This window comes from Synechococcus sp. KORDI-52 (assembly GCF_000737595.1).
Classification (GTDB): Bacteria; Cyanobacteriota; Cyanobacteriia; order PCC-6307; family Cyanobiaceae; genus Parasynechococcus.
This window is the reverse complement of the sequence record NZ_CP006271.1, coordinates 981,597-1,007,685: the sequence shown is the minus strand read 5'-3', so window position 1 is coordinate 1,007,685 and position 26,089 is coordinate 981,597. Positions and strand designations below refer to the sequence as shown.

Annotated in this window: 29 protein-coding genes; 11 read left to right on the top strand and 18 right to left on the bottom strand. The window is 60.2% G+C overall.

What is annotated here, in order from left to right:
- Positions 1-89: 89 nt before the first annotated feature.
- Both KR52_RS05015 and KR52_RS05010 read left to right on the top strand, forming a co-directional pair.
- Positions 90-1,256, top strand: coding sequence for a hypothetical protein (locus KR52_RS05015; protein ID WP_038553248.1), 1,167 nt, complete (start codon positions 90-92; stop codon positions 1,254-1,256).
- Positions 1,257-1,526: 270 nt separating this feature from the next.
- Positions 1,527-2,915 carry a hypothetical protein gene (locus KR52_RS05010; protein WP_253912452.1) on the top strand — a complete coding sequence of 463 codons (1,389 nt, stop codon included), beginning with the start codon at positions 1,527-1,529 and terminating at the stop codon, positions 2,913-2,915.
- A gap of 51 nt (positions 2,916-2,966) precedes the next feature.
- Here the strand turns inward: KR52_RS05010 and KR52_RS05005 are convergent, their stop codons facing one another.
- From KR52_RS05005 to groES, 3 genes are all read right to left on the bottom strand, one after another.
- Complete coding sequence (locus KR52_RS05005) at positions 2,967-3,323, bottom strand: hypothetical protein (protein ID WP_038556865.1); 357 nt, start codon at positions 3,321-3,323, stop codon at positions 2,967-2,969.
- 220 nt (positions 3,324-3,543) lie between these two features.
- Positions 3,544-5,178, bottom strand: coding sequence for a chaperonin GroEL (gene groL, locus KR52_RS05000; protein ID WP_038553244.1), 1,635 nt, complete (start codon positions 5,176-5,178; stop codon positions 3,544-3,546).
- A 77-nt stretch (positions 5,179-5,255) separates the two neighbouring features.
- Positions 5,256-5,567: a co-chaperone GroES gene (groES, locus tag KR52_RS04995; RefSeq protein ID WP_038556864.1), complete on the bottom strand. Its 312-nt coding sequence runs from the start codon at positions 5,565-5,567 to the stop codon at positions 5,256-5,258.
- A gap of 222 nt (positions 5,568-5,789) precedes the next feature.
- On the opposite strand from groES, the gene atpD reads away from it, so the two are divergent.
- Together atpD and atpC are read left to right on the top strand one after the other, a co-directional pair.
- On the top strand, positions 5,790-7,253 hold the full coding sequence (atpD, locus tag KR52_RS04990) for a F0F1 ATP synthase subunit beta (RefSeq protein WP_038553242.1): 1,464 nt from the start codon (positions 5,790-5,792) through the stop codon (positions 7,251-7,253).
- A 72-nt stretch (positions 7,254-7,325) separates the two neighbouring features.
- Complete coding sequence (atpC, locus tag KR52_RS04985; protein ID WP_038553239.1) at positions 7,326-7,736, top strand: ATP synthase F1 subunit epsilon; 411 nt, start codon at positions 7,326-7,328, stop codon at positions 7,734-7,736.
- Positions 7,737-7,906: 170 nt separating this feature from the next.
- Here the strand turns inward: atpC and KR52_RS04980 are convergent, their stop codons facing one another.
- On the bottom strand, positions 7,907-8,422 hold the full coding sequence (locus KR52_RS04980) for a 30S ribosomal protein PSRP-3 (RefSeq protein ID WP_038553237.1): 516 nt from the start codon (positions 8,420-8,422) through the stop codon (positions 7,907-7,909).
- Positions 8,423-8,524: 102 nt separating this feature from the next.
- On the opposite strand from KR52_RS04980, the gene KR52_RS04975 reads away from it, so the two are divergent.
- Together KR52_RS04975 and KR52_RS04970 are read left to right on the top strand one after the other, a co-directional pair.
- The gene (locus KR52_RS04975; protein WP_038553235.1) at positions 8,525-9,247 is read left to right on the top strand and encodes a TIGR01548 family HAD-type hydrolase; all 723 of its coding nucleotides are present in this window, start codon (positions 8,525-8,527) and stop codon (positions 9,245-9,247) included.
- Positions 9,244-10,407 carry a calcium:proton antiporter gene (locus KR52_RS04970; RefSeq protein WP_038553232.1) on the top strand — a complete coding sequence of 388 codons (1,164 nt, stop codon included), beginning with the start codon at positions 9,244-9,246 and terminating at the stop codon, positions 10,405-10,407. The genes KR52_RS04975 and KR52_RS04970 overlap by 4 nt, the downstream gene beginning before the upstream one ends.
- Positions 10,408-10,444: 37 nt before the next feature.
- Here KR52_RS04970 and KR52_RS04965 read toward each other — a convergent pair whose 3' ends face one another.
- A complete protein-coding gene (locus tag KR52_RS04965) occupies positions 10,445-11,770 on the bottom strand; it encodes an aminopeptidase P N-terminal domain-containing protein (protein WP_038553230.1) in 1,326 nt (441 codons plus the stop codon).
- 87 nt (positions 11,771-11,857) lie between these two features.
- Here KR52_RS04965 and KR52_RS04960 point away from each other — a divergent pair, with 87 nt between their 5' ends.
- From KR52_RS04960 to ald, 5 genes are all read left to right on the top strand, one after another.
- On the top strand, positions 11,858-12,856 hold the full coding sequence (locus KR52_RS04960) for a CNNM domain-containing protein (RefSeq protein WP_038553227.1): 999 nt from the start codon (positions 11,858-11,860) through the stop codon (positions 12,854-12,856).
- Positions 12,853-14,148 (top strand): GTP-binding protein, encoded by a 1,296-nt coding sequence (locus KR52_RS04955; protein ID WP_038556861.1) that lies wholly within the window; start codon positions 12,853-12,855, stop codon positions 14,146-14,148. Before KR52_RS04960 ends, KR52_RS04955 begins: the two co-directional genes overlap by 4 nt.
- Before the next feature lies 1 nt (position 14,149).
- Positions 14,150-14,731 (top strand): nicotinate-nucleotide adenylyltransferase, encoded by a 582-nt coding sequence (locus KR52_RS04950; RefSeq protein ID WP_038553225.1) that lies wholly within the window; start codon positions 14,150-14,152, stop codon positions 14,729-14,731.
- Positions 14,731-16,404, top strand: a complete 1,674-nt coding sequence (locus tag KR52_RS04945) for an NAD+ synthase (protein WP_038553222.1) — start codon at positions 14,731-14,733, stop codon at positions 16,402-16,404. The genes KR52_RS04950 and KR52_RS04945 overlap by 1 nt, the downstream gene beginning before the upstream one ends.
- Before the next feature lie 73 nt (positions 16,405-16,477).
- Positions 16,478-17,617 (top strand): alanine dehydrogenase, encoded by a 1,140-nt coding sequence (gene ald / locus KR52_RS04940; protein WP_038553220.1) that lies wholly within the window; start codon positions 16,478-16,480, stop codon positions 17,615-17,617.
- Here ald and KR52_RS04935 read toward each other — a convergent pair.
- The 13 genes from KR52_RS04935 to KR52_RS04875 all read right to left on the bottom strand — a co-directional run bounded on the left by KR52_RS04935 (position 17,614) and on the right by KR52_RS04875 (position 26,066).
- Entirely contained in the window at positions 17,614-18,042 is a 429-nt protein-coding gene (locus tag KR52_RS04935; protein WP_038553217.1) for a YchJ family protein, read from the bottom strand. The genes ald and KR52_RS04935 overlap by 4 nt on opposite strands.
- Complete coding sequence (locus tag KR52_RS04930) at positions 18,042-19,094, bottom strand: DUF3326 domain-containing protein (RefSeq protein ID WP_038553214.1); 1,053 nt, start codon at positions 19,092-19,094, stop codon at positions 18,042-18,044. The genes KR52_RS04935 and KR52_RS04930 overlap by 1 nt, the downstream gene beginning before the upstream one ends.
- Positions 19,091-19,276, bottom strand: coding sequence for a hypothetical protein (locus KR52_RS04925; protein ID WP_038553211.1), 186 nt, complete (start codon positions 19,274-19,276; stop codon positions 19,091-19,093). Before KR52_RS04925 ends, KR52_RS04930 begins: the two co-directional genes overlap by 4 nt.
- On the bottom strand, positions 19,273-19,602 hold the full coding sequence (locus tag KR52_RS04920) for a 2Fe-2S iron-sulfur cluster-binding protein (protein ID WP_038553210.1): 330 nt from the start codon (positions 19,600-19,602) through the stop codon (positions 19,273-19,275). The genes KR52_RS04925 and KR52_RS04920 overlap by 4 nt, the downstream gene beginning before the upstream one ends.
- Before the next feature lie 32 nt (positions 19,603-19,634).
- Positions 19,635-20,345 (bottom strand): TIGR02466 family protein, encoded by a 711-nt coding sequence (locus KR52_RS04915; protein WP_084222029.1) that lies wholly within the window; start codon positions 20,343-20,345, stop codon positions 19,635-19,637.
- Positions 20,346-20,452: 107 nt separating this feature from the next.
- Positions 20,453-21,403 (bottom strand): F0F1 ATP synthase subunit gamma, encoded by a 951-nt coding sequence (locus KR52_RS04910; RefSeq protein WP_038553207.1) that lies wholly within the window; start codon positions 21,401-21,403, stop codon positions 20,453-20,455.
- A 13-nt stretch (positions 21,404-21,416) separates the two neighbouring features.
- Positions 21,417-22,937, bottom strand: coding sequence for a F0F1 ATP synthase subunit alpha (gene atpA, locus KR52_RS04905; RefSeq protein ID WP_006849812.1), 1,521 nt, complete (start codon positions 22,935-22,937; stop codon positions 21,417-21,419).
- A gap of 57 nt (positions 22,938-22,994) precedes the next feature.
- Complete coding sequence (gene atpH, locus KR52_RS04900) at positions 22,995-23,543, bottom strand: ATP synthase F1 subunit delta (RefSeq protein ID WP_038553204.1); 549 nt, start codon at positions 23,541-23,543, stop codon at positions 22,995-22,997.
- The gene (locus tag KR52_RS04895) at positions 23,543-24,025 is read right to left on the bottom strand and encodes a F0F1 ATP synthase subunit B (RefSeq protein WP_038553202.1); all 483 of its coding nucleotides are present in this window, start codon (positions 24,023-24,025) and stop codon (positions 23,543-23,545) included. The genes atpH and KR52_RS04895 overlap by 1 nt, the downstream gene beginning before the upstream one ends.
- Positions 24,025-24,489 carry a F0F1 ATP synthase subunit B' gene (locus tag KR52_RS04890; protein ID WP_038553199.1) on the bottom strand — a complete coding sequence of 155 codons (465 nt, stop codon included), beginning with the start codon at positions 24,487-24,489 and terminating at the stop codon, positions 24,025-24,027. Before KR52_RS04890 ends, KR52_RS04895 begins: the two co-directional genes overlap by 1 nt.
- A 69-nt stretch (positions 24,490-24,558) precedes the next feature.
- On the bottom strand, positions 24,559-24,807 hold the full coding sequence (atpE, locus tag KR52_RS04885) for an ATP synthase F0 subunit C (RefSeq protein ID WP_006851467.1): 249 nt from the start codon (positions 24,805-24,807) through the stop codon (positions 24,559-24,561).
- 170 nt (positions 24,808-24,977) lie between these two features.
- On the bottom strand, positions 24,978-25,703 hold the full coding sequence (atpB, locus tag KR52_RS04880; protein WP_006852023.1) for a F0F1 ATP synthase subunit A: 726 nt from the start codon (positions 25,701-25,703) through the stop codon (positions 24,978-24,980).
- Between the two features lie 24 nt (positions 25,704-25,727).
- On the bottom strand, positions 25,728-26,066 hold the full coding sequence (locus KR52_RS04875) for a hypothetical protein (protein ID WP_038553197.1): 339 nt from the start codon (positions 26,064-26,066) through the stop codon (positions 25,728-25,730).
- Positions 26,067-26,089: the final 23 nt, after the last annotated feature.

Genomic DNA, 26,089 nt, shown 5'->3' with positions numbered 1-26,089 from the left:
ACTTCATGCGACGGCTAAAGTTTTCGCTGCAGCATGCATAGGCCAATGGCAGAAATAATGGTAAAGTCACTGGATCATCAGGGAGTGCAGTGAAGAAAACAAAACTTTTCCTGCACATTGGCCACGGAAAAACGGGCACTTCAGCCATTCAATCTTCACTAGCAATCGCATCAGACGATTTAAACAAGCAAGGGATAAGTTATCCCATTGATCCGTCGCTACGAGATCGAGCATCGCGCCTCGAAATCACATCTGGGAATTGGCAGCCGAATCCTGAGGCGAGCCTGAGTGATCAATTGATCGCGATTGGCGAAAGCAATCACGATCAATCAAAAACAATCCTGAGCTCAGAATCACTATTTTGGTTAGTCCCAGAGCTGATCCAGAACAAAAGCAACTGGGAAAAGTATATTGATTTGCATATCATCCTGGCAGTACGAGAGATCGAGGAGATGCTGTCTTCTGAATACCAACAACGCGTCAAGCGGCACGGCGATTCAATGCCGTTAGAGCAATTTATTCGCGCAAGACATTTTATCTCATCCCATCACGAAAAAGCCGCCGAGATCATCTCACTAATGTCTCAAGCGAACATTTCAAATACAATCATTAACTACTCCCAGCATAAACGAGATATTTCAAAATTAATTTTCAAATTGATCGGTGCCGAAAAACTCTATCCAGAAGATCAGGTTTCAGAAGCCATCATCAACCGGAGTCTTAGCGGGAAAGAACTTGAGATCCTAATCATTATCAATGCTCTATACTACAACAAATACCCATGGATTAGCACAAGGATTTCAGATGCATTGATCAAAAGTCAACCAAAAATCGAAGCGAAGCAATGCAAAATCAACAAGCAGCAGCTTGAAAAAATTTACGAAAAAAATGATAGCTTTCTAAAAATCATCAATGCAAGTCTCGATCCAAACGAACAACTAACTTCGATCGCAACCCTCAAAGAACCCAAATCACAACTTATCAATCCAGAGCAAGCTCACAGAATTCGCCAAGAAGAAGCTATATCCTTGCAACTCATCGGAGATGAACTGCTTCAAGCATTCACCCATGAGTCAAAGCGTAAACTCTCAAACGAAACTGTCGATGCCATCATTGCATTAAGCCAATCCGGGAAAGTGTCAAAAGTCACAGAGGTAGAATTGCTGGACGTGGCTAAAGAAAATCGGCCCCAAGGGCAAAAATTAGCCAAACTTCTGGAGCGAGCAAAGGCACAACTCGCTAGTGGAAAGCCATAACATCAAAAATCATTCAGAAACATCAATTAAACACGCTTGATGTTACAAAGCAAAGCAAGAGAGAGGGTTGTTCGGCATGAATCCATGCCAAGAAATCTTGTCGCAGCTCTCGTCCAAAGCAACTACTTAGACGAAAAATATGTGCCAAATACCACTAAATTTCCATAAGAACTTGAGCGCATGCTCTACTTACTCTATGCTTGAAAACAACATATGCTTTGAACATGCATAGAGGCATGTAGAATACCAGGATGCAAACAAACAAGCCAAGTGCGAAAGAATCAAGAGCCTAAGAAGCCGACCAAAAACAAGTTCAACATTCCATCAAAAAAACTACCCAGTTCTCTTGCTCAAAAAGTCTGCAATCCATTATGGATAAAGATTATCAACTCAATCGAAAAACGCGACCTCAAAACACTTGTCGACATCATAGAGCCGATATACAAGCAAGAAGGCACTTTTTGCATGCCACACCCTTTTATGGAAAGCCTGGAAACATTTGCGTCCAAAAGCATAAGAAAAGGAATGTGCAATTTCATCTTCTTTTATGACTCAAAAGGAAAAAACAAATGGATATTGTGTCAATGCACTTCATTTGTAGATGCTATTTTTTCGACCACATTTTCAGGAAAGCACAAATCTTCAATAAGCGACGAAACAATACTCAACCCATTACGAAATATCATGCGGAATGAAATTAAAAAAAGTTCAAAACAACCTGAGCCCCAAAAAGCAATAATGGGCGGCTATTTGCTCGATCAATTAAGGCCATATCATCACTTTTATGACCAGCTAAAATGGTTTATTTACCTACAAGACAAAAAGCCGATTTTAAGCAAAAAATCTTTCTTCAGCCCTAAATGCTTAAGCAAAAAAATCCACCCTAGAACCAAAGATATCGCTAGAATTACAGTCTTTCCTACCATTATTGGATCCAATCAACTGGGAATGAAGTTAGATCAATATACTGAAGAGATGGAAAACGCCGTATATAATGAATGCCGAGGAAAGTTAGCGACCAGAATCTGGGGGAAAGTTGTCAAAAAATTGAGGTCTTTAGCTGGAGGCAACAAAACCTTAACTCTCTGGTTTGGAATCTCAGGCCAGAAAAGAATATGGGTCGAACAAGAAGACTTTCTCCCAGCACTCGTAGAACAACTAACACCATACTTTGATTCATTTGTCTTCTTGATTGACGGCTTTACCGAATACGAAAATTCAAGTCAAATTCCCCTTCGTGGAAGCAAAGCGACACCAGTCTGCCAAGATCTTGAAGTGGTCGATTCTATTCGAGAGAAATTATTGCCTTATTCAAATATTTCAATTGTGAGCTTGGTGGGTCAAACCTACCGAGAAAAAATCCAACAATGCCAATTTATCGATTTTTTCATTGCGAATGCAGGTGCCGGGCAACTTGTTCCGCATCGTTTTTGCAGAAAGCCAGGGATTCTGCATTCCAATGAGAAGCATTGCGTTTTCCCGACGGGCATTAACAATACTTCCGTTAAACTAGTTGACAAATCTCTTGTTAAAGATGTAGGAAATTTGTTCGCAAATAATACACAAGTCCAGAAGGCTGGATCTGGACTTATCAGCTACAGCATCAATACTCAAATCGTCATCGACATGATCATACAAATGTTGACGTTAAAAAAATGAACCATTGCATTCAAGCAATGTGAAACTGCTAAGCATTGAGAATTGACCTGATCAAGATTCTGGCTCTTTTAATCCTGACGTGAAAAAGGCAAGGTCCTTGTGAAGTCGATCTAATTCGTACAACGTTTTTGTTTCCTTCTTTTCGAGGATCTCAACCCGCTTCAACAGATCTTCCAACAACTTGTTTTGCAGAGATTCAACCTGGACTTGCCTTTTTTGGGCGCCTTTCAATGGAGGTCCGGCAGAGCCGGCTGTTGAAAGAATTCCTCCCTCCGTTTCGACGTACAGCAAAGCAAGACGCTCCAACACCTTGGAATAAGCCTTGTCCTGCTGTCGACAGAGAGCTTTAAAACGCTGCAGCGTCTCAGGGGCGAACTGAGCAGCAAAAGCACCGGGGCGCTGGGGCATTTGTCCCGACTCAACAATACACAACAAGACCCTAGCCGCTGCACGCCTGCACCTCAAATGCTTCATGCCCTGCAACTGACGCTGGCCCTCGCTGGTCACATGTCTTGCAGAATCTAGACCTTACAAGACGCGTGGGTTGCACAAAAAGAGGCCCCGCAGGGCCTCTTGTTATGACTTGATTTGAAGTGATCGGGTGGTCGCTGGACCACCCACGCATCGATCAGTAGTCGAAGTCGCCGCCACCCATGCCGCCGCCGGCAGGAGCTGCTTCCTTCTTCTCAGGCAGATCAGCCACGATGCACTCGGTGGTCAGCACCATGCCAGCGATGGAGGCGGCATTCTGCAGACCGGAGCGGGTCACTTTGGCCGGGTCGACAATGCCAGCAGCCAGCATGTCGACGTACTCGCCGGAGGCAGCGTTGAAGCCTTCGGCACCAGCGCGAGCCTTGACGTTCTCAGCCACAACAGCGCCGTTGGCACCTGCGTTTTCAGCGATGCGCATCAGCGGTGCGGTGAGAGCAGCCGCCACGATGTTGGCGCCGATCAGTTCCTCTCCGGACAGGCTGGAGGCTGCCCACTGCTCGAGGGCCGGAGCCAGGTGCGCCAGGGTGGTTCCGCCGCCAGGAACGATGCCTTCCTCAACAGCCGCCTTGGTGGCGTTGATGGCATCCTCGAGACGGAGTTTCTTGTCCTTCATCTCGGTTTCGGTGGCCGCACCCACCTTCACCACAGCAACGCCACCGGCCAGTTTGGCCAGACGCTCCTGCAGCTTCTCCTTGTCGTAGGTGGAGTCGGTCTCGTCCATCTGCTTCTTGATCTGTTCGCAGCGGGCGCCGACAGCCGCCTCGTTGCCCTCGGCAACGATGGTGGTGGTGTCTTTGTTGATGGTGACGCGGCGGGCGGTGCCCAGCATCTCCAGCTTGGCGTTCTCCAGCTTGAGGCCGGCGTCCTCGGTGATCAGCTGACCGTTGGTCAGAACAGCCATGTCTTCCAACATGGCCTTGCGGCGATCACCAAAACCAGGGGCCTTCACCGCAGCCACATTCAGCACGCCACGCAGACGGTTCACCACCAGGGTGGCGAGGGCTTCCTTCTCAATATCCTCAGCAATGATCAGCAGAGGCTTACCGGTGCGGGCAATCTGCTCGAGGACGGGCACCAGGTCCTGCACCAAACCGATTTTCTTGTCGGTGAGCAGGATGTAGGGCTCGTCTAGGACGGCTTCCATCCGCTCGGTGTCGGTGGCGAAATAAGGGGAGATGTAGCCCTTGTCAAAACGCATGCCCTCGGTGACCTCAAGCTCGGTCTCCATGGACTTGCCCTCTTCCAGGGAAATCACACCTTCTTTGCCGACCTTGTCCATGGCATCAGCAATCATCTTGCCGACTTCCTCGTCGTTACCGGCTGAGATGGTGCCGACCTGAGCGATGGCGTTGCTGTCGGCGATGGGCTTGGCCATTTCCTCGATCTTGCTGACCAGGAAATCGGAGGCCTTATCGATGCCCTTCTTCAGGGTGATGGCATTGGCACCAGCAGCCACGTTACGCAGGCCGGCCTTGACCATGGCGTGAGCCAGGACGGTGGCGGTGGTGGTGCCGTCGCCGGCGGCGTCATTGGTTTTGGAGGCGGCCTGACGGATCAGGGCTACGCCGGTGTTCTCGATGTGGTCTTCGAGCTCGATCTCCTTGGCGATGGTGACGCCGTCATTGATGATCTGAGGAGCGCCGAACTTCTTCTCGAGCACCACGTTGCGCCCCTTGGGGCCGAGGGTCACCGCGACGGATTCGGCCAGGATGTCGATGCCTTTCTCGAGTGCGCGACGGGCGTTCTCGTTGTAGATAATGCGCTTTGCCATGGAAGGCGGTTCCTAGTGAAGAGGATGAAAAGGGAAAGCTGAGCCGAGGCTCAGACCGCAATGCAGCGGGGCTGATCTCAGTTGACGACGGCCAGGATGTCCTTCTCGGACAGCAGCACGTATTCATCGCTGCCGAGCTTGATGTCGGTGCCGGCGTACTTGCTGTAGAGGACCTTGTCGCCCACACCGACTTCGGGAGCCTGGCGGCTGCCGTCGTCGTTGCGCTTGCCGGGGCCCACCTGAACCACTTCACCCACCTGGGGCTTTTCTTTGGCGGTGTCAGGCAGAAGAATGCCGCCGGCAGTGGTCTCTTCAGAAGCGGACACCTTGATGAAGATGCGATCGCCAAGGGGTTTGACAGTCGAGACGCTGAGAGAAACAGCAGCCATGGGTACTTGCAGGAGCAGGGACAGGGCGCAAAGCGCCACGCATCGACGCGAGTTGGCACTCGATGCCGATGAGTGCCAACGTATGCAACCGACCACCCCTCGGGCCAGACCTCAAGCTGTGCGGGTGACCGAACCGGTGGGGGCAAACCACAGCAGTGGTATGGTTGCGCCGCTCTGAATGGGTCCGAGCGCGCTGCGCCTGTTCCCGCATTTCTCCTTCCTATGGTCGCTTCTGCTCCTGCATCTGCTGGCACCAAGGGTGTGATCCGTCAGGTGATCGGCCCGGTTCTGGACGTGGAATTTCCCGCAGGGAAACTGCCGAAGATCTACAACGCCCTGCGCATCGAGGGTAAAAACCCAGCTGGTGATGACGTAGCCCTGACGGCTGAGGTTCAACAGCTTCTGGGAGATCATCGCGTTCGCGCCGTTGCCATGAGTGGCACCGATGGCCTGGTTCGCGGCATGGAAGCCGTCGACACCGGTGCACCGATCTCCGTGCCCGTGGGCGAAGGCACCCTCGGCCGGATCTTCAATGTGCTGGGCGAGCCCGTCGACGAGCAGGGCCCTGTGAACACAACAGCCACCGCTCCCATCCACCGGGATGCCCCCAACATCACTGAGCTTGAAACCAAGCCCAAGGTGTTCGAGACCGGCATCAAGGTGATTGACCTTCTGGCTCCCTACCGCCAAGGCGGAAAGGTCGGCCTGTTCGGCGGAGCCGGCGTGGGCAAGACCGTGTTGATTCAGGAACTGATCAACAACATCGCCAAGGAGCACGGCGGTGTGTCGGTGTTCGGTGGTGTGGGTGAGCGCACCCGTGAGGGCAATGATCTCTACGAGGAATTCAAGGAATCCGGCGTGATCAACGCCGATGACCTATCCAAGTCGAAGGTGGCTCTCTGCTACGGCCAGATGAACGAGCCCCCCGGTGCCCGGATGCGCGTGGGTCTCTCCGCTCTGACCATGGCGGAGCACTTCCGCGACGTGAACAAGCAGGACGTGCTTCTGTTCGTCGACAACATCTTCCGTTTCGTGCAGGCGGGTTCTGAGGTGTCTGCACTGCTGGGCCGCATGCCTTCCGCTGTGGGCTACCAGCCCACCCTGGGCACCGATGTGGGTGCCTTGCAGGAGCGTGTTGCCTCCACCGTTGAAGGTTCGATCACATCGATCCAGGCCGTCTACGTGCCTGCTGACGACCTGACGGACCCCGCTCCCGCCACCACCTTTGCTCACCTCGATGCCACCACGGTGCTGAACCGTGCCCTGGCCTCCAAGGGCATCTATCCAGCCGTGGATCCTCTGGATTCCACCAGCACCATGCTGCAGCCGGCTGTGGTGGGTGATGAGCACTACCGCACGGCGCGCGCCGTGCAGTCCACCCTGCAGCGCTACAAGGAACTCCAGGACATCATCGCGATTCTGGGTCTCGACGAACTGTCGGAAGACGACCGCCGCACCGTGGATCGTGCCCGCAAGGTTGAGAAGTTCCTCTCACAGCCCTTCTTCGTGGCTGAGATCTTCACCGGCATGCCCGGCAAGTACGTGAAGCTGGACGAGACCATCGCTGGTTTCAACCAGATCCTCTCCGGTGAGCTGGACAACCTTCCCGAAGCCGCCTTCTACCTGGTGGGCAACATCGAGGAAGTGAAAGCCAAGGCCGAGAAGATCGCCGCCGAAACCAAGTGATCGCTGCGGGGGTGATTCACACCCCCGATCACGTGTTTATCGACAGTCCGTTCTCTTTTCGAACCAAGGTTCATGTCCCTCACCCTCCGCGTGCTGGCAACAGACCAGAACGTCTTTGATGGCAGCGCCGACGAGGTGATCCTGCCCAGTACCACCGGCCAACTCGGCATCCTGCCAGGCCACATTTCGTTGCTCACCGCCATCGACATCGGTGTACTGCGCGTGCGTACCAACGGTGCCTGGAACTCCATCGCACTGATGGGTGGCTTCGCCGAGGTTGACGCTGATGAAGTCACCGTTCTGGTGAATAAGGCCGAACTGGGCAGCGCCATCGATGCCGGTGCCGCTGAAGCCGCTTTCCAGAAGGCCTCCACCGTGGTGGCAGGCATGGAAGGCCAACCGGCTTCTCCGGAAAAGCTCAAAGCACAGCAACAGATGAATGAAGCCCGGGCTCGCCTGCAGGCCAGTAAAACCGCCGACTGATTCATCCGCTGTCCAACGGTTGACGTTTCAAAAGCCAGGGGCTCCCGCCTCTGGCTTTTTTCATGGTGGCTCTGTGATCGATGACGATGATCAGTGACGCCAAACCCTTCAGAAGAGCACAAAAAAACCTGCCGGAAGGCAGGTTTGAATCGACAAACTGAGGGGAAAAATCAGGCGGTACCGCAGAAGGTGACGTCGGGGAACTTGGCCTTGGCCTCGTCGAGGCTCTTGCCCTTGCCTTCCTCTTGCCAGTAGTTGATCACCTCAGTGGCCTGGTTGAGCACTTCAACACGCTCGTTGTCGGTGATCCAACTCTTGCCTTCAAGCTCGGTCTTCAAGCTTTCCCAGGCGTCCTCACGGGGCCAGAAGAAGTAGGAGGTGAGGGGGCTGGGGCCACCGCCAACGATCTGATCCACAGCCAGGGCGACGTTGTCGGGAAGCCAGAGGATCTTCAGCAGGAATCGGCCCTCATCGGCCTTGGGGGTGTAGCCGGAGGGAACACCATCAGCATCGATGGTGGCCGTGGCCAGAGCCGCGGCTGCGCCCTTCAAAACAGGACGGCCTTCGCCTTCGCTGGCTGCAGGCTGTTCAGTGGTTTCAGCTGCCTGGGTGGCGCCTTCAGCCGCGTCGGCGGACGGAGTCGCGACCTCCTGGTCGGTGGGGGCAGCGCCTTCGGTGACCGTCATGGTGTCAGCGCTCAAGACAGAAATACAAACAACTAACCTACCAGCCGCTCCCCATCAGACGTTCTGGGATCTCCAACCATCCTGCTGTTCGACATCGATGGTGTGATCCGCGATGTAGCGGGCAGTTACCGACGGGCCCTGCAATGCACCGTTCAGCACTACTGCGGTTGGCAGCCCAGCAGCGCTGAGATCGATGCGCTGAAGGCCGAAGGATCCTGGAACAACGACTGGGACGCCAGCCTTGAACTGCTGCGGCGACATGGGACTGACCTACCGGATCGTGCCGCACTGATCGACGTGTTCAGCGCCTTCTACTTCGGCGGTGATCCGGAGGGGGACCCCAGCCAGTGGACCGGATTCATCGGCGATGAGCCGCTGCTGGTGGACGCCAGCTTTTTCGCAACGTTGACGCAGCGGAAGCTGCGCTGGGGATTTGTGAGTGGAGCTGAACCGCCCTCAGCCCGCTTCGTGCTGGAGCAGCGCCTGGGGCTTGTGGATCCGCCCCTGATCGCCATGGGCGATGCCCCCGACAAACCGGACCCCAAGGGTTTGATCCACCTGGCCAAAGCGCTGGGGGCTGAGGGCAAGGAGGCACAGGTGGCCTATCTCGGCGACACCGTGGCCGATGTACATACCGTGATGAAAGCCCGGGAAAGCTGGCCGGAACAAACGTTCATCAGTCTTGCGGTGGTTCCACCGCACCTGCAGACCGCAGAGCAGGCGCCGGCCCGAAGAATCTATGAACAACGGCTGCAGGAGGCCGGCGCTGATCGGGTGCTGCGCAACACCGCAGCGGTCTTGAGCTGGGAGGGAGCGGCGGCATGAGGGCGGCCGTACTGCGCGAGGCCCCCCTGCTGATCGGGATCATGGCCTTGATCGGCCTGGAGACCACCAACCTGCTCGACTGGCTGCTGCTCCAGCCCGCCCTGCATGTGCTAACAGGCCTGGGCCTGCTGAGCCTGTTGGTGCTGCTGATGGCACGGGGGGTGGCACACCACGCCGATCAACTGGCGGAGCGCCTCGGGGAGCCTCTGGGAACCCTGGTGCTGACGGGGTCCGTGATCGTGATTGAACTGGCCCTGATCGCCTCCACGATGCTGACGGGTGAGAGCAACCCGACCCTGGCCCGCGACTCGATGTTCTCGGTGCTGATGATCGTGCTGACGGGGATCAAGGGCTTGACCTTGATCGTGGCCGCCAGGGTGCAGCGTCAGGGGCGCACCCAACCGATGCAGCTGGAAGACCTGGCGGCTGTGAACCAGAGCGGTTCGAGTGCTTACATCAATCTGATCACCACCATCAGCGTTCTGGCGCTTGTGCTTCCCAACTTCAGCCAGGACAGCCTCGAGGCCAACTTCTCCCTGCCGATCAACTGGTTGCTGACCTTCGTGTCGATCAGCCTCTACGGCATTTTCCTGCGCGGCCAGGTTGGCCGCTACCGCAACCTGTTCGTTGAAAGCCCCCAGCAACAGGCCTCCGGGACGGTGTCCCTGGTTGATGGCCCTGCGGAAGCACCCACACCGCCGGACGAACAGCAGAGTTCAATCCTGCAAAACGGAGGCCTGATGGCGGCCGGGCTGCTGGTGCTGGTGCTGATCGCGGAATCGATGGGGAGCCTGATCGAAACCGGCATCAGCGACCTTGGCCTGCCCAGTTCCCTGGGGGGCTTGCTGGTGGGCTTGCTGGTGGTGGCACCGGAAGCTCTGAATGCCTTTCAGGCTGCTGGGAAAGGAGAGTTGCAGCGGTCGCTCAATACCCTCTATGGGTCGTCCCTCTCGACCCTTTGCTTGACGGTGCCGGCGGTGCTGGCCATCGGCGAATTCACGGGCACCGATGTGATCCTCGGGCTGGATCCACTGGAGTCGGTGCTGCTGGTGCTGACGCTGATCCTGGTGCGGCCGATCAGTGGACGCGTCAGCGAAATGGATGGGCTGATGCTGCTCACCGTGGGCGTGGTCTGGGTGGCTCTGCAGGTTGTGAGCTGACCTCGATCAGCGATTGAGGTCAGTGAGGTCAGTGAGGTCAGCGTTCCATCGCGGCAACGCTCTTGAGGGCGCCAGCGGTGAGCACCTCATGGCCGGTCTCGGTGACAGCGACGTCGTCTTCGATGCGGATGCCGATGCCTTTCCAACGATCGTCAATCTCCGGCTGACCCTCCGGCACGTTGAGGCGGTCACTGACGTAGAGGCCCGGTTCCACCGTGAGCACAATGCCCGGCTCCAGCGGCACGGGCTGCTCACCGAGCCTGTAGGCACCCACGTCGTGCACATCCAGGCCCAACCAATGGCCCGTGCGATGCATGTACAGGTGGCGGTAGTCGCCCCGCTCGATGATCCCGTCCGGATCCCCGATCAACAGGCCCAGGTCTACCAGCCCCTCAACAAGAATTCTCAGAGCTGTGGCATGCACCGCTGAAGCGGTGCCGCCGGGTGCCACGACCGCCACAGCCGCTTCCTGGGCCGCCAGCACCAGGCTGTAGAGGTCCCGCTGTTCGGCCGTGAAGCGGCCATTCACCGGGAAGGTGCGGGTGATGTCGCCGTTGTAGTAATCCTCCAGGGAACAGCCGGCATCGATCAGCAGCAGGTCGCCGTCCTGCAACGGGGCCGTGTTGGCGGTGTAGTGCAGCACGCAGGCGTTGTCGCCGCCGGCAACGATGGAGCCGTAAGCCGGACCGCGAGCCCCGTTGCTGCGGAAATGGGCCTCCATCGCCGCCTGCACCTCGGCTTCGTTCATGCCCGGCCGGGTGATCGAACGGGCCAGCTCATGGGCTTCGGCGGAGATGCGGCAGGCCTCCCGCAGACGTTCCAGCTCGTGGGGCTCCTTGCGCAGTCGCAGGCGATGCAGGATCGGCGTCGGCGCCACCAGGCCCAGGGCCGCCGTACCCGTGCGGGCATAGGTATCAAGCTGTCGCCCCCAGGCCCCAAGCACCTTCGACTCCACCGATGCGTGGCGGCCAACACGAAAGGCGATGGCTTCGGCACCAGCGAGGTACTCCGGAAGTTTTTCGCCCAGCTGATCCAGCGGATGGGCCACATCCGCCCCATAGCGCTCCACCGCTCCCTCAGTGCCCCAGCGGAAACCGGTCCAAACCTCAGCAGCCGGGTCCTTGGGCTGTACGAACAGCACAAAACGCTCACCCTCAGGCCGATGCGGCAGCAGCAGGGCCACCGCATCCGGTTCATCAAAACCGGTGAGGTAAAAGAAATCGCTGTCCTGCCGGAAGGGCCACTCGCAGTCGGCGTGGTGGGTGGCCAGCGCCGCGGCCGGAATCACCGCAGCCGCGGCACCGAGTTGCTCCAGGAACAGGGCGCGACGGCGCGCGTGGATGCCGGAGTCGAAGCCGTTCACAACAGCAAAGCATTGAAGGAAACAGGATGGCAGTTGGCAGGGCCGAACTGGCCAGGGCCTCTACGATGCAAGGAGTTTCAGACGGCAATGAGCTCCGATCTCCTGGTGCTGTTGCTGCTGGTTTTGGTGGTGCTGCTGGGCTCGGCCCTCTGTTCCGGCGTGGAAGCGGCCCTGCTCACTGTGAGCCCCATCCGGGTGCACGAGCTGGCGGCCCGGGATCGCCCCGTGGCGGGGGCACGGCGGCTTGCCCAGCTGCGCAAGCGCCTGGGACGCACCCTGTCGGCGCTGGTGATCGCCAACAACGGTTTCAACATTTTCGGCAGCCTGATGCTGGGCGGTTATGCCGCCTGGGTGTTCGAGCAACGCAACATCAGTGGTGTGGCCCTGCCGGTGTTTTCTGTGGGGCTCACCGTGCTGGTGATCCTGCTGGGGGAAATCCTGCCCAAGGCCCTCGGCAGCCGCCTGGCCCTGCCGGTTGCTTTGGCAAGCGCACCCTTGCTTCACTGGCTTGGTTTGGCATTGCGGCCCCTGGTGCTGCTGCTGGAACGGATGCTGCCGGCCATCACGGCCGAGGCTGAGCTCAGCACCAATGAAGAAGAGATCCGACTGCTGGCTCGCCTGGGCTCCCAAAAGGGAGAGATCGAAGCCGACGAAGCAGCAATGATCGGCAAGGTGTTTCAGCTGAACGACCTCACCGCCCGCGACCTGATGACGCCCAGGGTGGCGGCTCCCACCCTGGACGGCGGCCTGAGCATCGAAGCCCAGCGGGCCAAGCTGATGAGCACCAACGACCCCTGGTGGGTGGTGCTCGGCGATCAAGTGGACAAGGTGCTTGGCGTGGCCAGCCGCGAGCGGGTGCTCACCGCCCTGTTGGAGAACCGCGGACTGCTCACCCCCGTTGACCTTTGCGAGCCGGTGGAATACGTGCCGGAGATGATTCGTGCCGATCGGCTGCTGACGGGCTTCCGACGCGACAGCGGTGGCGTGCGCGTGGTGGTGGATGAATTCGGGGGCTTTGTTGGCGTGATCGGCGCCGAATCAGTGTTAGCAGTACTGGCCGGGTGGTGGCGCAAGCCGGCAGCATGAGCGGGATGCAACCAACCCCGCCCCACACGGTTGAACGCTGCCAGCTGCTGCTGGAGCGCTGGCAGAGCCAGCTCCAGCTGAGCCCCCGCGAGCGGGGCCTCCTGGGGGGTGAATTGCAGCTGTTGAATCGTCAGCTGCAACGGCTGCAGCAACGGCGCTTGCGCGTCGCCCTGTTTGGACGGGTGGGAGTTGGCAAATCCAGCCTGATCAATGCCTTGATCCGACGGCCGCTGTTGAAGACCGATGTCGCCAATGGCAGCACCCGGCGGCAACAGGCGGTGGACTGGCCCGTAGAGATTTCAGGGCTGACAAGGGTGGAGTTGGTGGACACCCCTGGTATCGACGAAATTGATGCCGCCGGGCGGGCGCGGTTGGCCTCCCGCGTGGCCATGGGAGCCGATCTGGTGCTGCTGGTGGTGGACAGCGATCTCACCAGGGCCGACCTGGAGGCCTTGGGCACGCTGCTGGACAGTGGCAAGCCCCTGCAGCTGGTGCTGAACCGCAGTGACCGATGGCCGGAACACGAGCGTGCTGAGCTGCTGCGCAGCATTCGCGCCCGCCTGCCGGCGGATCTCCCGATCACCGCCGCAGCCGCGGCGCCCCGTCGTCCCCAGCTCCAGGCCGATGGCCGGGTACGCAGCACGATCACAGCGCCGCGAGTGCAGGAGCTGCGCCAGCAGCTCTGCCAACAGCTGGAGAACGAAGGCACCCTGCTGCTGGCAATCCAGTCGCTGCGCCAGGCCGATCGCTTTCAGGGATCCTGCCAACAACTGCGGCTGCAGCAGCACCGCCGCACGGCCCAGAGTCTGATCGGTCGCTACGCGGCCGCCAAGGCCACCGGTGTGGCCGTGAACCCGGTGATGGCCCTGGACATGGCCGGCGGCATCGCCTGTGACACCGCCCTGGTGCTGCAGCTCAGCCGCCTGTACAACCTGCCGATGACGCCAGCAGCGGCACGAGTGCTGCTCACCCGACTCTCCAGCCACAACGCCCTGCTCGGCGGCGTTCAGCTGGGGCTGGCGGCCCTCAAGCAGGCACTGTTGCTGCTGGTGCCGGTGAGCGGAGGCGGCAGTTTGGCTCCAGCCGCTCCCGTGGCCCTGGCCCAGGCGGCCCTGGCGGTGCACGCCAGCCGCCAAACAGGGCGTCTGGTGGCACAGCAATTGCTGCGACGACGTGGCGGTCAACCCGGAGCGCTACTGCAGCGCCTGGCCGAAAGGGATCCCGTGGTGCACCACTGGCTGCTGCGCTGGCCCAAAGCCCTGGAGCAAGATCTCCAACCACTCCTGCCCTGAGATGTCTGCTGCTGCCATCGCCTTGCTGGGCACCAGCGCCGATCCACCCACCCGCGGCCATCAGCTGCTGCTGGAAGGGCTGCTGAACCGCTATGGCCACGTAGCGACCTGGGCCAGCGACAACCCCTTGAAACAGCACGATGCTCCTCTGAAGTTACGGGCGATGCTGCTGGGCCATCTGGTGCAACAGCTTCAGGATGAACGGCTGGAACTAGCCCAGCATCTGAGCAGCCCTTACACCTTGATCACCCTGCAACGGGCAGCCAAACATTGGCCTGATCGCGACCTGGTGTTTGTGGTGGGCAGTGACCTCGCCGGCCAGATTCCCCGCTGGAAACAGAGCGATTGCTGGCTGCCGCAGTGCCGCTTGGCGATCGCCCCCCGTAAAGGTTGGCCCCTCGAGGACGCCACGGTGCAGGCCCTGCGCGACTTGGGCGGACGGGTGGACCTGCTGGATCTCGAGGTTCCCGCCACCGCCAGTTCGCAGCTACGCCAGCAGCCCAATGAAGCTCAGATCCCTGAAGCGGTGTGGCCCCTGTTGCTCCAGCACAATCTTTATGGCCTTTCAGGGAGCCCCTGCTGATGCGCATTGCCTTGGCCCAGCTCAATCCCGTGGTCGGCGACTTCGAGGGCAATGCGAAGCGGATTCTGGAGGCCGTACGCAAGGCAGAAGAGCAGGGCGTTGAGCTGGTGCTCACCCCTGAACTCTCCCTCTGGGGCTACCCGCCCCGTGACCAGTTGCTTGAGCCGAGCCGCATTCAGCAGCAAGACACGGTGCTGCAGTGGCTGGTGAACCAACTCAAAAGCAGCGTCACTCTTTTGGTGGGTGCTGCGCTACCGGCAGAAGATGCCCGTAGTCCACGGCTGCTCAATGGTGTGGTGCTGGTGAACCGGCTGGGCTGGCGGCCGATTGCCCACAAACAGCTGTTGCCCAGTTACGACGTCTTTGATGAGCGGCGCTACTTCCGGCCTGGCCATGGGCCCTGCCTGCTGACCCTGCCCAGCGGAGAACGGTTGGGCCTCACCATCTGCGAAGACCTCTGGGTGGATGACGGCCTGCAGCGCGAGCGCCTGGCCGGGCCGGACCCCATCGATCAGCTGATCCCCGAACAGCCGGATCTTGTGATCAATCTGGCGGCCTCCCCCTTCGATGCCGCCAAGCCGGCCCTGCGCCGACAGTTGGCGGCGGCGGCGGCGCGACGCCTGAACTGCCCACTGATTTACCTCAATCAAGTGGGGGGCAATGACGAGCTGGTGTTTGACGGGGCCAGTTTTGTGGTGGGAGCCGGTGGCAGTGTGCAGCTTGAGCTTCCCGTTTGTGAGGAGCATCTTGCGGTTTGGGACAGCGACCAGCCGGCCCCGATCCAGTTCCAGCCGATTGATCCCCTGGAACGGCTGTTCCGAGCCCTGGTGCTTGGGGTGCGCGACTACGCCCAGAAATGCGGGTTCAAAAAGGCCTTGCTGGGGTTGAGCGGCGGCATCGACTCGGCGCTGGTGGCAGTGATCGCCACTGCCGCTCTGGGCAACGAAGCGGTGTCAGCCCTGTTGATGCCCTCCCCCTGGAGCTCGGCGGGATCCATTGATGATGCCTTGGCCTTGGCCGCACGGTTGGGGCTGCAGAGCAACACGGTGCCCATCGCTGGCCTGATGGAGGGCTACGACCTGGCCCTCACCGCACCGCTGGGGGAAGAGCCCCAGGGCGTGACGGCGGAGAACCTGCAATCACGGATTCGCGGCACCCTGCTGATGGCCGTGGCCAACCAGCAGGGCCAACTGCTGCTCACCACCGGCAACAAATCCGAGCTGGCCGTGGGCTACTGCACCCTGTACGGCGACATGAACGGCGGGCTGGCGGTGATTGGCGATCTCTACAAAACCAGCGTGTTTGCACTGTGCGACTGGCTCGACAGCGCTGCGGCCCAAAACTGCCGCCGGGCTTTGGGGCTGCCGCAGCAGGGGGATCTGGTGGGGGAAGCGATTCGACGCAAACCCCCCAGCGCCGAGCTGCGGCCCAACCAGAAAGACAGCGACTCCCTGCCCGACTACAACGCCTTGGATGCCCTGCTCAAAGCCTTGATCCAGGAGCGCCAGTCCGGAACAACCCTGGTGAACGCCGGCCATGATCCCGACCTGGTGGAGCGGGTGGAACGGCTGCTGAAACGGGCCGAGTTCAAGCGGCGCCAAGCAGCACCGTTGCTCAAAGTGAGTCCCCAGGCCTTCGGCAGCGGCTGGCGGTTGCCCATTGCAGCGGCCTAAGGCAGTCCCGCCCGTGAGATGTGGCGGGTTGCGCGCGGCGGAGCCACATTGAAGAGATCCCCTTGAAGCCGCTATGGCCGCCTCCGTCCTCTCGGCCCCGATGGCCAGCATCGGTGTGCCGAAGGAGATCAAGCTCGATGAGCAGCGCGTGGCGCTGACTCCCGATGCGGTGCGGGAGCTGGTAAGCCAGGGCCTGGAGGTGCGCATCGAAACCGGAGCTGGAGCCGGAGCTGGAATCGGTGACGACGCCTTCGCCGCCGCCGGTGCCCAACTGGTGAGCCGCGACGCGGCCTGGGGCGCCCACTTGGTGGTGAAAGTGAAGGAACCGCAGGCGGAGGAATTCGCTTACCTGCGGAAGGACATGGTGCTGTTCACTTACCTGCACCTGGCCGCTTATCCCAGCGTTGGCGAAGCCCTGCTTGAGGCGGGCACCGCCGCCATCGCCTACGAAACCGTGCAGCTGGAAAACGGCAGCCTGCCATTGCTGGCACCGATGAGCGAAATCGCCGGGCGCTTGGCCGCCCAGGTGGGAGCTCACCTGCTGGAGAAACCCCACGGCGGCCGCGGAGTCCTGATGGGGGGCTGCACCGGCGTGCAACCGGCCCGGGTGGTGGTACTCGGAGCCGGCACCGTGGGCTGGAACGCCGCTCGTATTGCCGCTGCCATGGATGCCGAGGTGCTGCTGCTTGACCGCTCGCCCCAGCGGTTGCGCAGCCTTGAGGCCGACCGGCGCGGCCGGTTGATGAGTGTGGTGAGCAGTCGCGGGCTGCTGGAGCGGTTGGTGCCAACGGCGGATCTGGTGATCGGTGCCGTGCTGACCCCCGGCGGGCGCGCCCCCACCCTGGTGGACGAGGACATGGTGCAGCAGATGCGCCCGGGATCGGTCATCGTGGACGTGGCCATCGACCAGGGCGGCTGCATCGCCACCAGCCAGGAAACGACCCACCGTGCTCCCACCGTGACCATCCACGGCGTGCAGCACTACGCCGTGGGCAACATGCCGGGAGCGGTGCCGTTCACCTCAACCGAAGCCCTGGTGAGCGTGACGCTCCCCTACATCCTGGGCATCGCAGGGCGAGGCCTGGAGGAAGCGGTGACGGAACGTCCGGAACTGCTCTCCGGCCTGAACACGGTGCAGGGATCGGTGTGTCATCCCGGCGTGGCCAAAGCTCTTGGCCTGCCTCCACGGCATCCAATGGCCTGCCTGCGTTAGCCCTCCAGCCTGAGCGCTCCCACGTAGAGCCATGGACCGTCGCGCGCGCCATCACTGCGCTGAAACAGGGATGTTTCCTTCAACACCCCACCGCGGTAGCGAGCTTCAAACTGCACCGTTCCCTCCAGGTCACGCGGGCCGCCCGCGCTGACAGCCAGCACGGTCAAGCCGAGCCAACGGGTCTGCCGGCAACTCCGCTCCAGGGAACGGCGCCGCTGCTGTGTTGGAACATCAGGCTCAGGATGGGTGGCCAGCAGATAGTCGACGTCGCTGCGCGCAAAGGCTGAATACCTGGAGCGCATCAACTGTTCAGCCGTTTCAGCCCGCTGCTCACCGCAATGCAGGGGCCCGCAGCAGCTGCGATAAGCACCACCCCCACAGGGGCAAGGGCTCTGATCGAGGGCTCCACCGAAACCGCCAGGCATCAATCCAACCGTTGCAACGCTGGTAGTGGGCGGCCCAGGGCCACCGGACTCAATCCTTCCCTCAGCGCCAGCACCAAGCCGGCGGCCTCGCTGTAACTGCTGGCCTGAAGAACGCTCTGGCTCAAGCCAAGAGCATCGGCCGTCACCGACAGCACCGATGGATTCGCGACGCAGACGACGGGCAGATTGCGCTCCACGCAGGCCAGGACCGCCTCGCCCCCCAGGGCGCCTTCGGGAACCACAACCGCCCCCAATTGCTCCGCGTCAACATCGCCGGGCTGCCGATCGCCGCTCACCAGATCCGGTGCCCGGCTCAGCCCCACCATCACGCAGGCCAGGAAGGTGTAGCCGAGCTCCTCGCCTGCCGCCCTCGAATCAAGCTGAGGATCCAGGGGCAATGGGTCCAAAGCTGGCGCGTGGGCACAGGGGGTCTGCAGGTGCTTCACCAGCAGGTGGCTGACCACCGCTTCAGCACCGGCCAGAGCATCCACGCCACTGCCCTGGCGATAAGCCGCCAACTCCTCACTCTCGGGATCCTCCGGGAAGCGGGCCACCACCGCAATCGCCGTCGCCCCAGCCTGCTTCAAGCGTTCACCGGCCCGCAGCAAGGCATCGGGACACCCCAATCGTCCCCAGCTGGCACCACTGGCACCACGCTCGAGCGTCACCTCGAGCGGTGCATCCGTTGAAATCACCGGACCGATATCCAGTCCCAAGCTGGCGCGGCAGCCTTCGGCCACCTGAATCTGGCGATGAGCCAGCTCGGGCTCGATCCCGGCATCTAACAGCAAACCGATCCGTTGCCTCCGCACCGGCCGCAGGGCCCACTCACCCATGGCAAAACGATCGAGGCCATAGCCCTCCACGTAGTGCACGCGGGAATCGCTCCAGTACAGCGAAGCCCCGTTCATCACATTGGGATGGGTGATCAGGCAGCCACTCGCTGCAGCCAGCAAACGCGCTGACGGCAGGGCGTCACCGGCATAGCCGCCAATGTCACAACCGATGCCCGTCGGCACCAGCATCAGCGTTGGCATCGGGGCCGAGCTCATGCGCTGATCACCGCCTCCACGTCAACAATTCGGCCACCATCGGCGCTGGAGCGAACCGAAGTGAGGGCCCAACGCAACACATCACCATCTGCCGCCAACTGCTGGCGAATCCAGCTGCGCAGCTCCACCAATGGCACATCAGCAGGCCAGAGGAATTGGCGTTGCAGGCTGATGAGCCTCACTTCTGGTATTGACCGAACTGAGCTTCGTAAAGCGCATCCTCCTGCCCCGCCTTGAGGGTGAGATCGGCCCGCGGGAAAGCCACACACAGCAGGCTGTAGCCCTGCTGCTGAAGCTCACCCTTCACACCCATGGCATCGGGCTGCTCAACTCTGCCCTCGCTGATCACCGCAGCACAGGTGGTGCACACCCCGGAACAGCAGGAGCTGGGAAGGGTGATGCCAGCGGCCTCAGCAGCATTCAGCACCGTCTGATCGGCGCGGCAGGAAAAGCTGTGGGTTTCGCCTTCGAACTCGGCGCGGACGGTGTATGTGGCCACGTCGGTCATGCCGGGCTCATCAAGGAAGAGGCCGCATTCTCTCAGGCAATGGGCTCGGCCAGCGAGTCCCAATGGCAGGGATGGGGCGCCAGATACTCCGGCGAACCACCCTGCACTGGTGCAGTCAGCACGAAATCAAAACTGATGGAACAGCGCAGCTCGTCTGGGGCGTCGTTGGGCAGAACGCTGTGCTGCAGGCTCGACGGAAACAACACGAGCAACCCCGGGCGTGGGGCCAGATCCCAGTGGGACTGGTTCAACAGGTGGCCTTCAGCAATCGGGCCGCCATAACCCACCGCCAAACCCGGCACCAACTCATTGGATTGCTGGGACGCATGCAGCCGCAACACGCCCTCCTCTCCCGAGCCCGTACCCGTGAGGTAGAGCACAGCACTGAGATGGGCATTGGGGTGGTGATGGCGGCCAACCGCTTGATCCCAATCACTGATCACAGGCCAGCAACGCTGCAGATGCATGGCCACTTGGCTTCGCTCAAACCCAAGCGAATCGAGATAGCTCCAGGCCTGATCGGCCACCAGCTGGGCCAGGGACTGAAAGGGCTGCTGTTGATGCAACTGCCACACCCCTTGCAGATCTCCCGTCCAGGCACAACCCTCGCTGGGGTTGCCCTCGGCCTCGCCGCGAAGCTCCAGCAGAGCCTGCATGCAAGACGCCTGCTGCAGGGCGTCGAGAGGCAGTTGCGTTGTTGCCACCACGGTGGGGAAGAGCTGATGAAGCTGAAGCACGCCCACACCCTCAAACCGCTCCGCTTCACCGTTAACACGGCACAAAAAAGCCGGCCCCGAAGGACCGGCATTCGATGGATGGATCAATCGATCGAAAGGATCAGCCGAAATCGTTAGCCAACAGCGGCAGCACCACCTGCAACTTCCAGGATCTCCTGGGTAATCGCAGCCTGACGGGCCTTGTTGTAGTCAAGGGTGAGGGTCTTGGCCAACTCCTTGGCGTTGTCGCTGGCGTTGTTCATGGCCGTCATCCGGCTGGCCAGCTCGGAGGCTGCCGATTCCTGCAGGGAACGCAGCATCTGATTCTGCAAATACAGGGGAAGCAGTGCATTCAGCAGCTGTTCGGGAGTCTGCTCAAACACGATGTCCGAAGGAATCTTCGGCTCGGTGTTGGCAGGGCCTGCACCTGGCTCAACGGTGAGAAGGCCATCCTTGGTGGTGAGACGGAAGATCTCATCCTCTGGATCAGCGATGTCTTGGGGATCCAAGGGCAGCAGGGTCTGAACAACAGGCTTGCAGCTCACCAGGTTGATGAACTTGGTGAAGATCAGTTCAACGCGATCGGTGCTTTCAGCCAGGAATTCAGCCAGCAGATCTGTGGAGATCGTGTTGGCTTCATCGGCGGTGGGCACCTGTTCCAGGCCGGAGAAGGTGGCCTGGATCGGGTAGTCCCGACGGGTGAAGTAGCCGATGGCTTTGGTGCCGATCAGCAGCAGCTTCACATCGAAGCCTTTGCCCTTCAGCTCAGCAAAACGCTGTTCCGTGCGCTTGATGATGTTGGCGTTGTAGCCACCACACAGGCCGCGATCGCCGGTGACCGCCACCAGGGTGATGGTCTCCACATCGCGCTGCTGCATCAGGGGAGATGCCGCATCTTCGAAACGCATGCGGGACTGGAGGTTTTCCAGGATCCGCGCCAAACGATCCGCGAAGGGACGGCTGCGGAGCACTTGCTCCTGGGCGCGGCGCACCTTGGCCGCAGCCACTAGGCGCATGGCCTCGGTGATCTTGCGGGTGTTTTTAACCGACTTAATTCGGTCTCGGATTTCCTTGAGATTCGCCATGTCGGCAGCTCCGTCAGGCCGCGGAAGCGACCATGGTGGACACGACTTCGGTGATGGCGTCCTTGAGGATCGCCTCCGCCTCAGGGCTCATCACCTTCTTCTCCTGGATCTCGGTGATGAACTCAGCCTTGTTGGACTTGAGGTACTCGCGCAGTTCACGGGAGAAATCGACAACCTTCTCGACAGGGACGTCGTCAATCAGGCCCTTCACACCGGCGTAAACGATGGCGACCTGCTCAGCCAGGATCAGGGGGCTGAACTGGGGCTGCTTGAGCAGCTCACGCAGACGCTTGCCGCGCTCCAGCTGCTGCTGGGTGGAGGCGTCCAAGTCAGAAGCGAACTGGGAGAAGGCGGCCAGCTCGTCAAACTGGGCCAGCTCCAGTTTCAAGGTGCCGGCAATCTTCTTGATGGCCTTAGTTTGGGCAGCACCGCCGACCCGGCTCACGGAGATACCCACGTTGATTGCAGGACGCAGACCGGAGTTGAACAAGTCGGAGCTGAGGAAGATCTGACCGTCCGTGATCGAAATCACGTTGGTGGGGATGTAGGCCGAAACGTCACCGGCCTGGGTTTCGATGATCGGCAGGGCGGTCATGGAACCCTTGCCCATGGCATCCGACAACTTGGCTGCACGCTCCAGCAGACGGCTGTGGCAGTAGAAGACGTCGCCGGGGTAGGCCTCACGACCGGGCGGACGACGCAGCAGCAGCGACATCTGGCGATAGGCAGCAGCCTGCTTGGACAGATCGTCGTAGATCACCAGGGTGGCCTTGCCCTTGTACATGAAGTACTCGGCGATGGTGGCGCCGGTGTAGGGAGCCAGGTACTGCAGCGCAGCGGGCTCAGAGGCGTTGGCCGCCACGATCACGGTGTAGTCGAGGGCACCGCGCTCGCGCAGAACTTCAACGACGTTGGCCACGGAAGCAGCCTTCTGACCCACAGCGACGTAAACGCAGATCATGTCCTGATCCGCCTGGTTCAGGATCGTGTCGATCGCGATGGCGGTCTTGCCGGTCTGGCGGTCACCAATGATCAGCTCGCGCTGGCCACGGCCGACGGGGATCATCGCATCGATGGCGGTGATGCCGGTCTGCATCGGCTCGTGCACCGACTTGCGCTGAATGATGCCGGGCGCCATGGATTCGATCAGGCGCGTCTCGCTGGTGGCGATTTCGCCCTTGCCGTCGATGGCGCGGCCCAGGGAGTTCACCACCCGGCCCAGCATGGCTTCACCCACGGGCACAGCGGCGATCTTGCCGGTGGCTTTCACCGTGCTGCCTTCCTGAATGCCGTATCCCTCACCCATCAGCACCGCGCCGACGTTGTCGTCTTCGAGGTTCAGGGCGATGCCTTCGGTGCCGTCCTCAAATTCAATGAGTTCGCCAGCCATGGCTTGCTGCAGGCCGTAAACGCGGGCGATGCCGTCGCCCACGGTCAGAACGGTGCCGACATTGCTGACGGAAACCGACTTGTCGTAGTCCTCAATCTGCTTCTTGAGGATGGCGCTGATCTCGTCAGGACGGATGGAAACCATGGCGTGTGATCCCAGCTGGGAGTGGGGGAGGAAGGAGCGGTGGAGGAAGGGGTGAGGTCAGCTCGCCTTAGCGAGTGCCAGACCAAGGCGACGAACCTGGCCAGACAGGCTGGCGTCGATCACCTGAGATCCGAGACTCACGACGAAACCGCCGATTAGGGACGGATCCACACTGAGGTCGATGTCGACCTTGTTGGTGCCGGCCATGGCCTGCACCTTCTTGGAAAGAGCAGCTTGCTGCTCTTCGCTGAGAGCCTGGGCTGAGCGGACCTGAGCCAGGGTGATGCCCTGTTGCTCGCGATAAAGCTCGAGGTAGCGAAGCAATACCGCATCGAAGGCAAGGAGTCGCTGCCGATCCGCCAACACCTTGAGAAGGTTGAGAACGGAAGGCGTTACATCCTCACCAACCAACACCTTGAGAGCTTTCTTCTTGGCGTCCGGTTCGAGAACCGGGGACACCATGGCGTGGCGGAAATCTTGCGAGTCGTTCCAGATCACAAGCAATTGTTTGCATTGATCGGCAACGGTTTCAGACTCACCACGGGCCTCGGTGACCTGAAGCAGGGCTTCGGCGTAGGGGGTGGCCAGAGAGTTGAGGAGAGGCATCAGGCGTTCTCCAGATTTTTGATGGTGGAATCGATCAACTTGGCCTGAGCGCTGGCATCAAGACGACCCGGCAGTTCTGCAAGGGCCTTGTCGATTGCCTCAAGAGCGGCCTCACGACGCAGGCTGTCCTTGATCCGAGCAGCGTCGGCCTCTGCATCAGCATCAGCACCGGCCTTGATGGCTGCCATCACAGAAATGGTGCGCTTCTCGCCTTCGGCACGAATGCCTGCAGCGCGGGCCTGGCCATCAGCACGAATCTTCTCGGCTTTCTGCTGGGCAGCAGCCAACTCGGACTGGGCCTGGCTCAGGTTTTCGGTGGCGGTTTTCAGGCGGGACTCAGCGTCCTGCAACTCCTGAAGAATGGCGGCGCGGCGGCGTTCCAGGATTCCTCCCAGGAAACCGCGAAGGAACCAAAACAGGAGCCCGATCACGATGACCAGGTTGACCAGATTAGTTTCGAGCGGATTGAGATTGAGGGTCATCACGCGGCCAGCAAACGGTTGATGATCGTGGAGCTCAGCTGATCCACCTGCCCCTTGAGCTGGGTGCGGGCAGATTCACGCTCGGCCTCGATGGCACGCCGGCTTTCCTCTTTGGTGCGGTTGGCTTCAGCTTCCGCCTGGGCCAGAGCTTCGCGGTAAAGACGGTCAACTTCTTGTTCCGCCTCAACAATCACGGCCAGAGCGGCCTGACGGGCACCTTTCAGCTGTTCAGCCAGATCAGCCTCCAGGCGTTCAACCTGGGCGAGCTTCTGCTTGGCATCAGCACGACTGGTGGAGATGTAGCCCTCACGATCTTCCACGACCTTGCCGACCGGACGGAAGAAGAGGACATTGAGCAGGAAGGTGAGGAGAACCACCTGAACCGCCATCAGCGGAAGGGTGGCATCGAGGTCAAAAAGACCTCCCTCCGGAACACCTGCTTCAGCGAGCAGAAGCCAGGTCATGGAAAGGTGCGCTGGGAAGGAATCGATACAAGGAGTTCAGGAGGGGGATCAGCGATCCCCCTGCACTGATCAGCCGGCGAAGGGGTTGGCGAACAGGAGCACCAGAGCCACCACCAGGCCGTAGATGGTCAGCGATTCCATGAACGCCAGGGACAGCAGCAGGGTGCCGCGGATCTTGCCTTCGGCTTCGGGCTGACGGGCGATGCCCTCAACAGCGCCGCCGGACGCGGTGCCCTGACCGATACCAGGGCCGATGGCGGCGAGGCCGACTGCCAGGCCAGCAGCCACAACGGAAGCGGCGGAGGTGATGGAATCCATGTTGGGTGGTGTAAGGGGAAGCGCTGGGGAGCGCTGTACGGAATGGACTTGGGGATCGGTTCCCCCCGCGCAGGGACATTCCCGAAGGAACGGGCCCGGGTGCAATGCCGGACCTGCGCGCGGATGTGTTTAGCAGATCGCCGTTCTCAGGCGATAGAGGAGATCGGTTTTTAGTGGGCCTCGTGGAGGCCTTCACCGATGTAGAAGGACGCCAGGGTCGCGAAGATCAGAGCCTGAATCGCACTGGTGAACAGACCCAGAAGCATCACAGGCAGGGGCACGATCAGCGGAACCAGGTACACCAGCACGCCCACAGCCAATTCGTCGGCAAGGATGTTTCCGAACAGACGGAAGGAGAGGGAGAGAGGCTTGGTGAATTCCTCGATGATCTTGAACGGGAGCATGATCGGGGTCGGCTCCACGTACAGCTCGAAGAAGCGAAGACCCTTACGGCTCAGGCCGGCATAGAAGTACGCGAGTGAAACCAGCAGAGCCATCGCCACAGTGGTGTTGATGTCTGCGGTGGGAGCGCCGAGCTCACCCTCAGGGAGTTCAAAGATCTTCCAGGGGATCAGGGCTCCACCCCAGTTGCTCACGAAGATGAACAGGAACAGGGTGCCGATGAACGGCAGCCAGTCGCGGTAGTACTTCTCGCCGATGTTGTCGCGGGCAATGTCGCGGATGAAGTTCCAGAGGAATTCGAGCAGGTTCTGCAGACCGATCGGGTCACGTTTCATCCCGCGGGTGCCGACAAGCACCACAGCGAGAAGGATGCCGATCAGGATCCAGGAGCTCAGGAACACCTGGCCATGCAGATACAGATCGCCGATCTGCCAGTACAGGTGGTGACCCACTTCCAGTTCTGCGAACGGGAGTGGTAGGGGCAACAAAGCCATGGGTGCAGAGAAAAGTGCTCAGACTCAGCGGTCGTCAAAAACGTGCTGAAGAATCAGGGCGGGCTTGTAGAGAAGGAATCCCAGGAAGGCCGGCAACAGATCGAGTTGAGGCAGCTTGGCCGAACCAACCACAAGCAGGGTTGGAACGATGAGCTGAAAACGCCCCAGTCCACGGGACTGGTCACTGAGCCGGGCCACACTGCGAGCCAGCAAGCGCACGTACAGAAGTCCGGCGCAGGAACCCACAAGAACACTGCTGGCCACCGAGATATTCATGGTGAGGGCCACGATCGGAACCGTGACCAGAGACACCAGAACGGTGGCCAACAGCAGGCGACGTTGAAGACGGTAAAAATCTTCCAAGCGCTGCCTGAAATGGCGCGCGG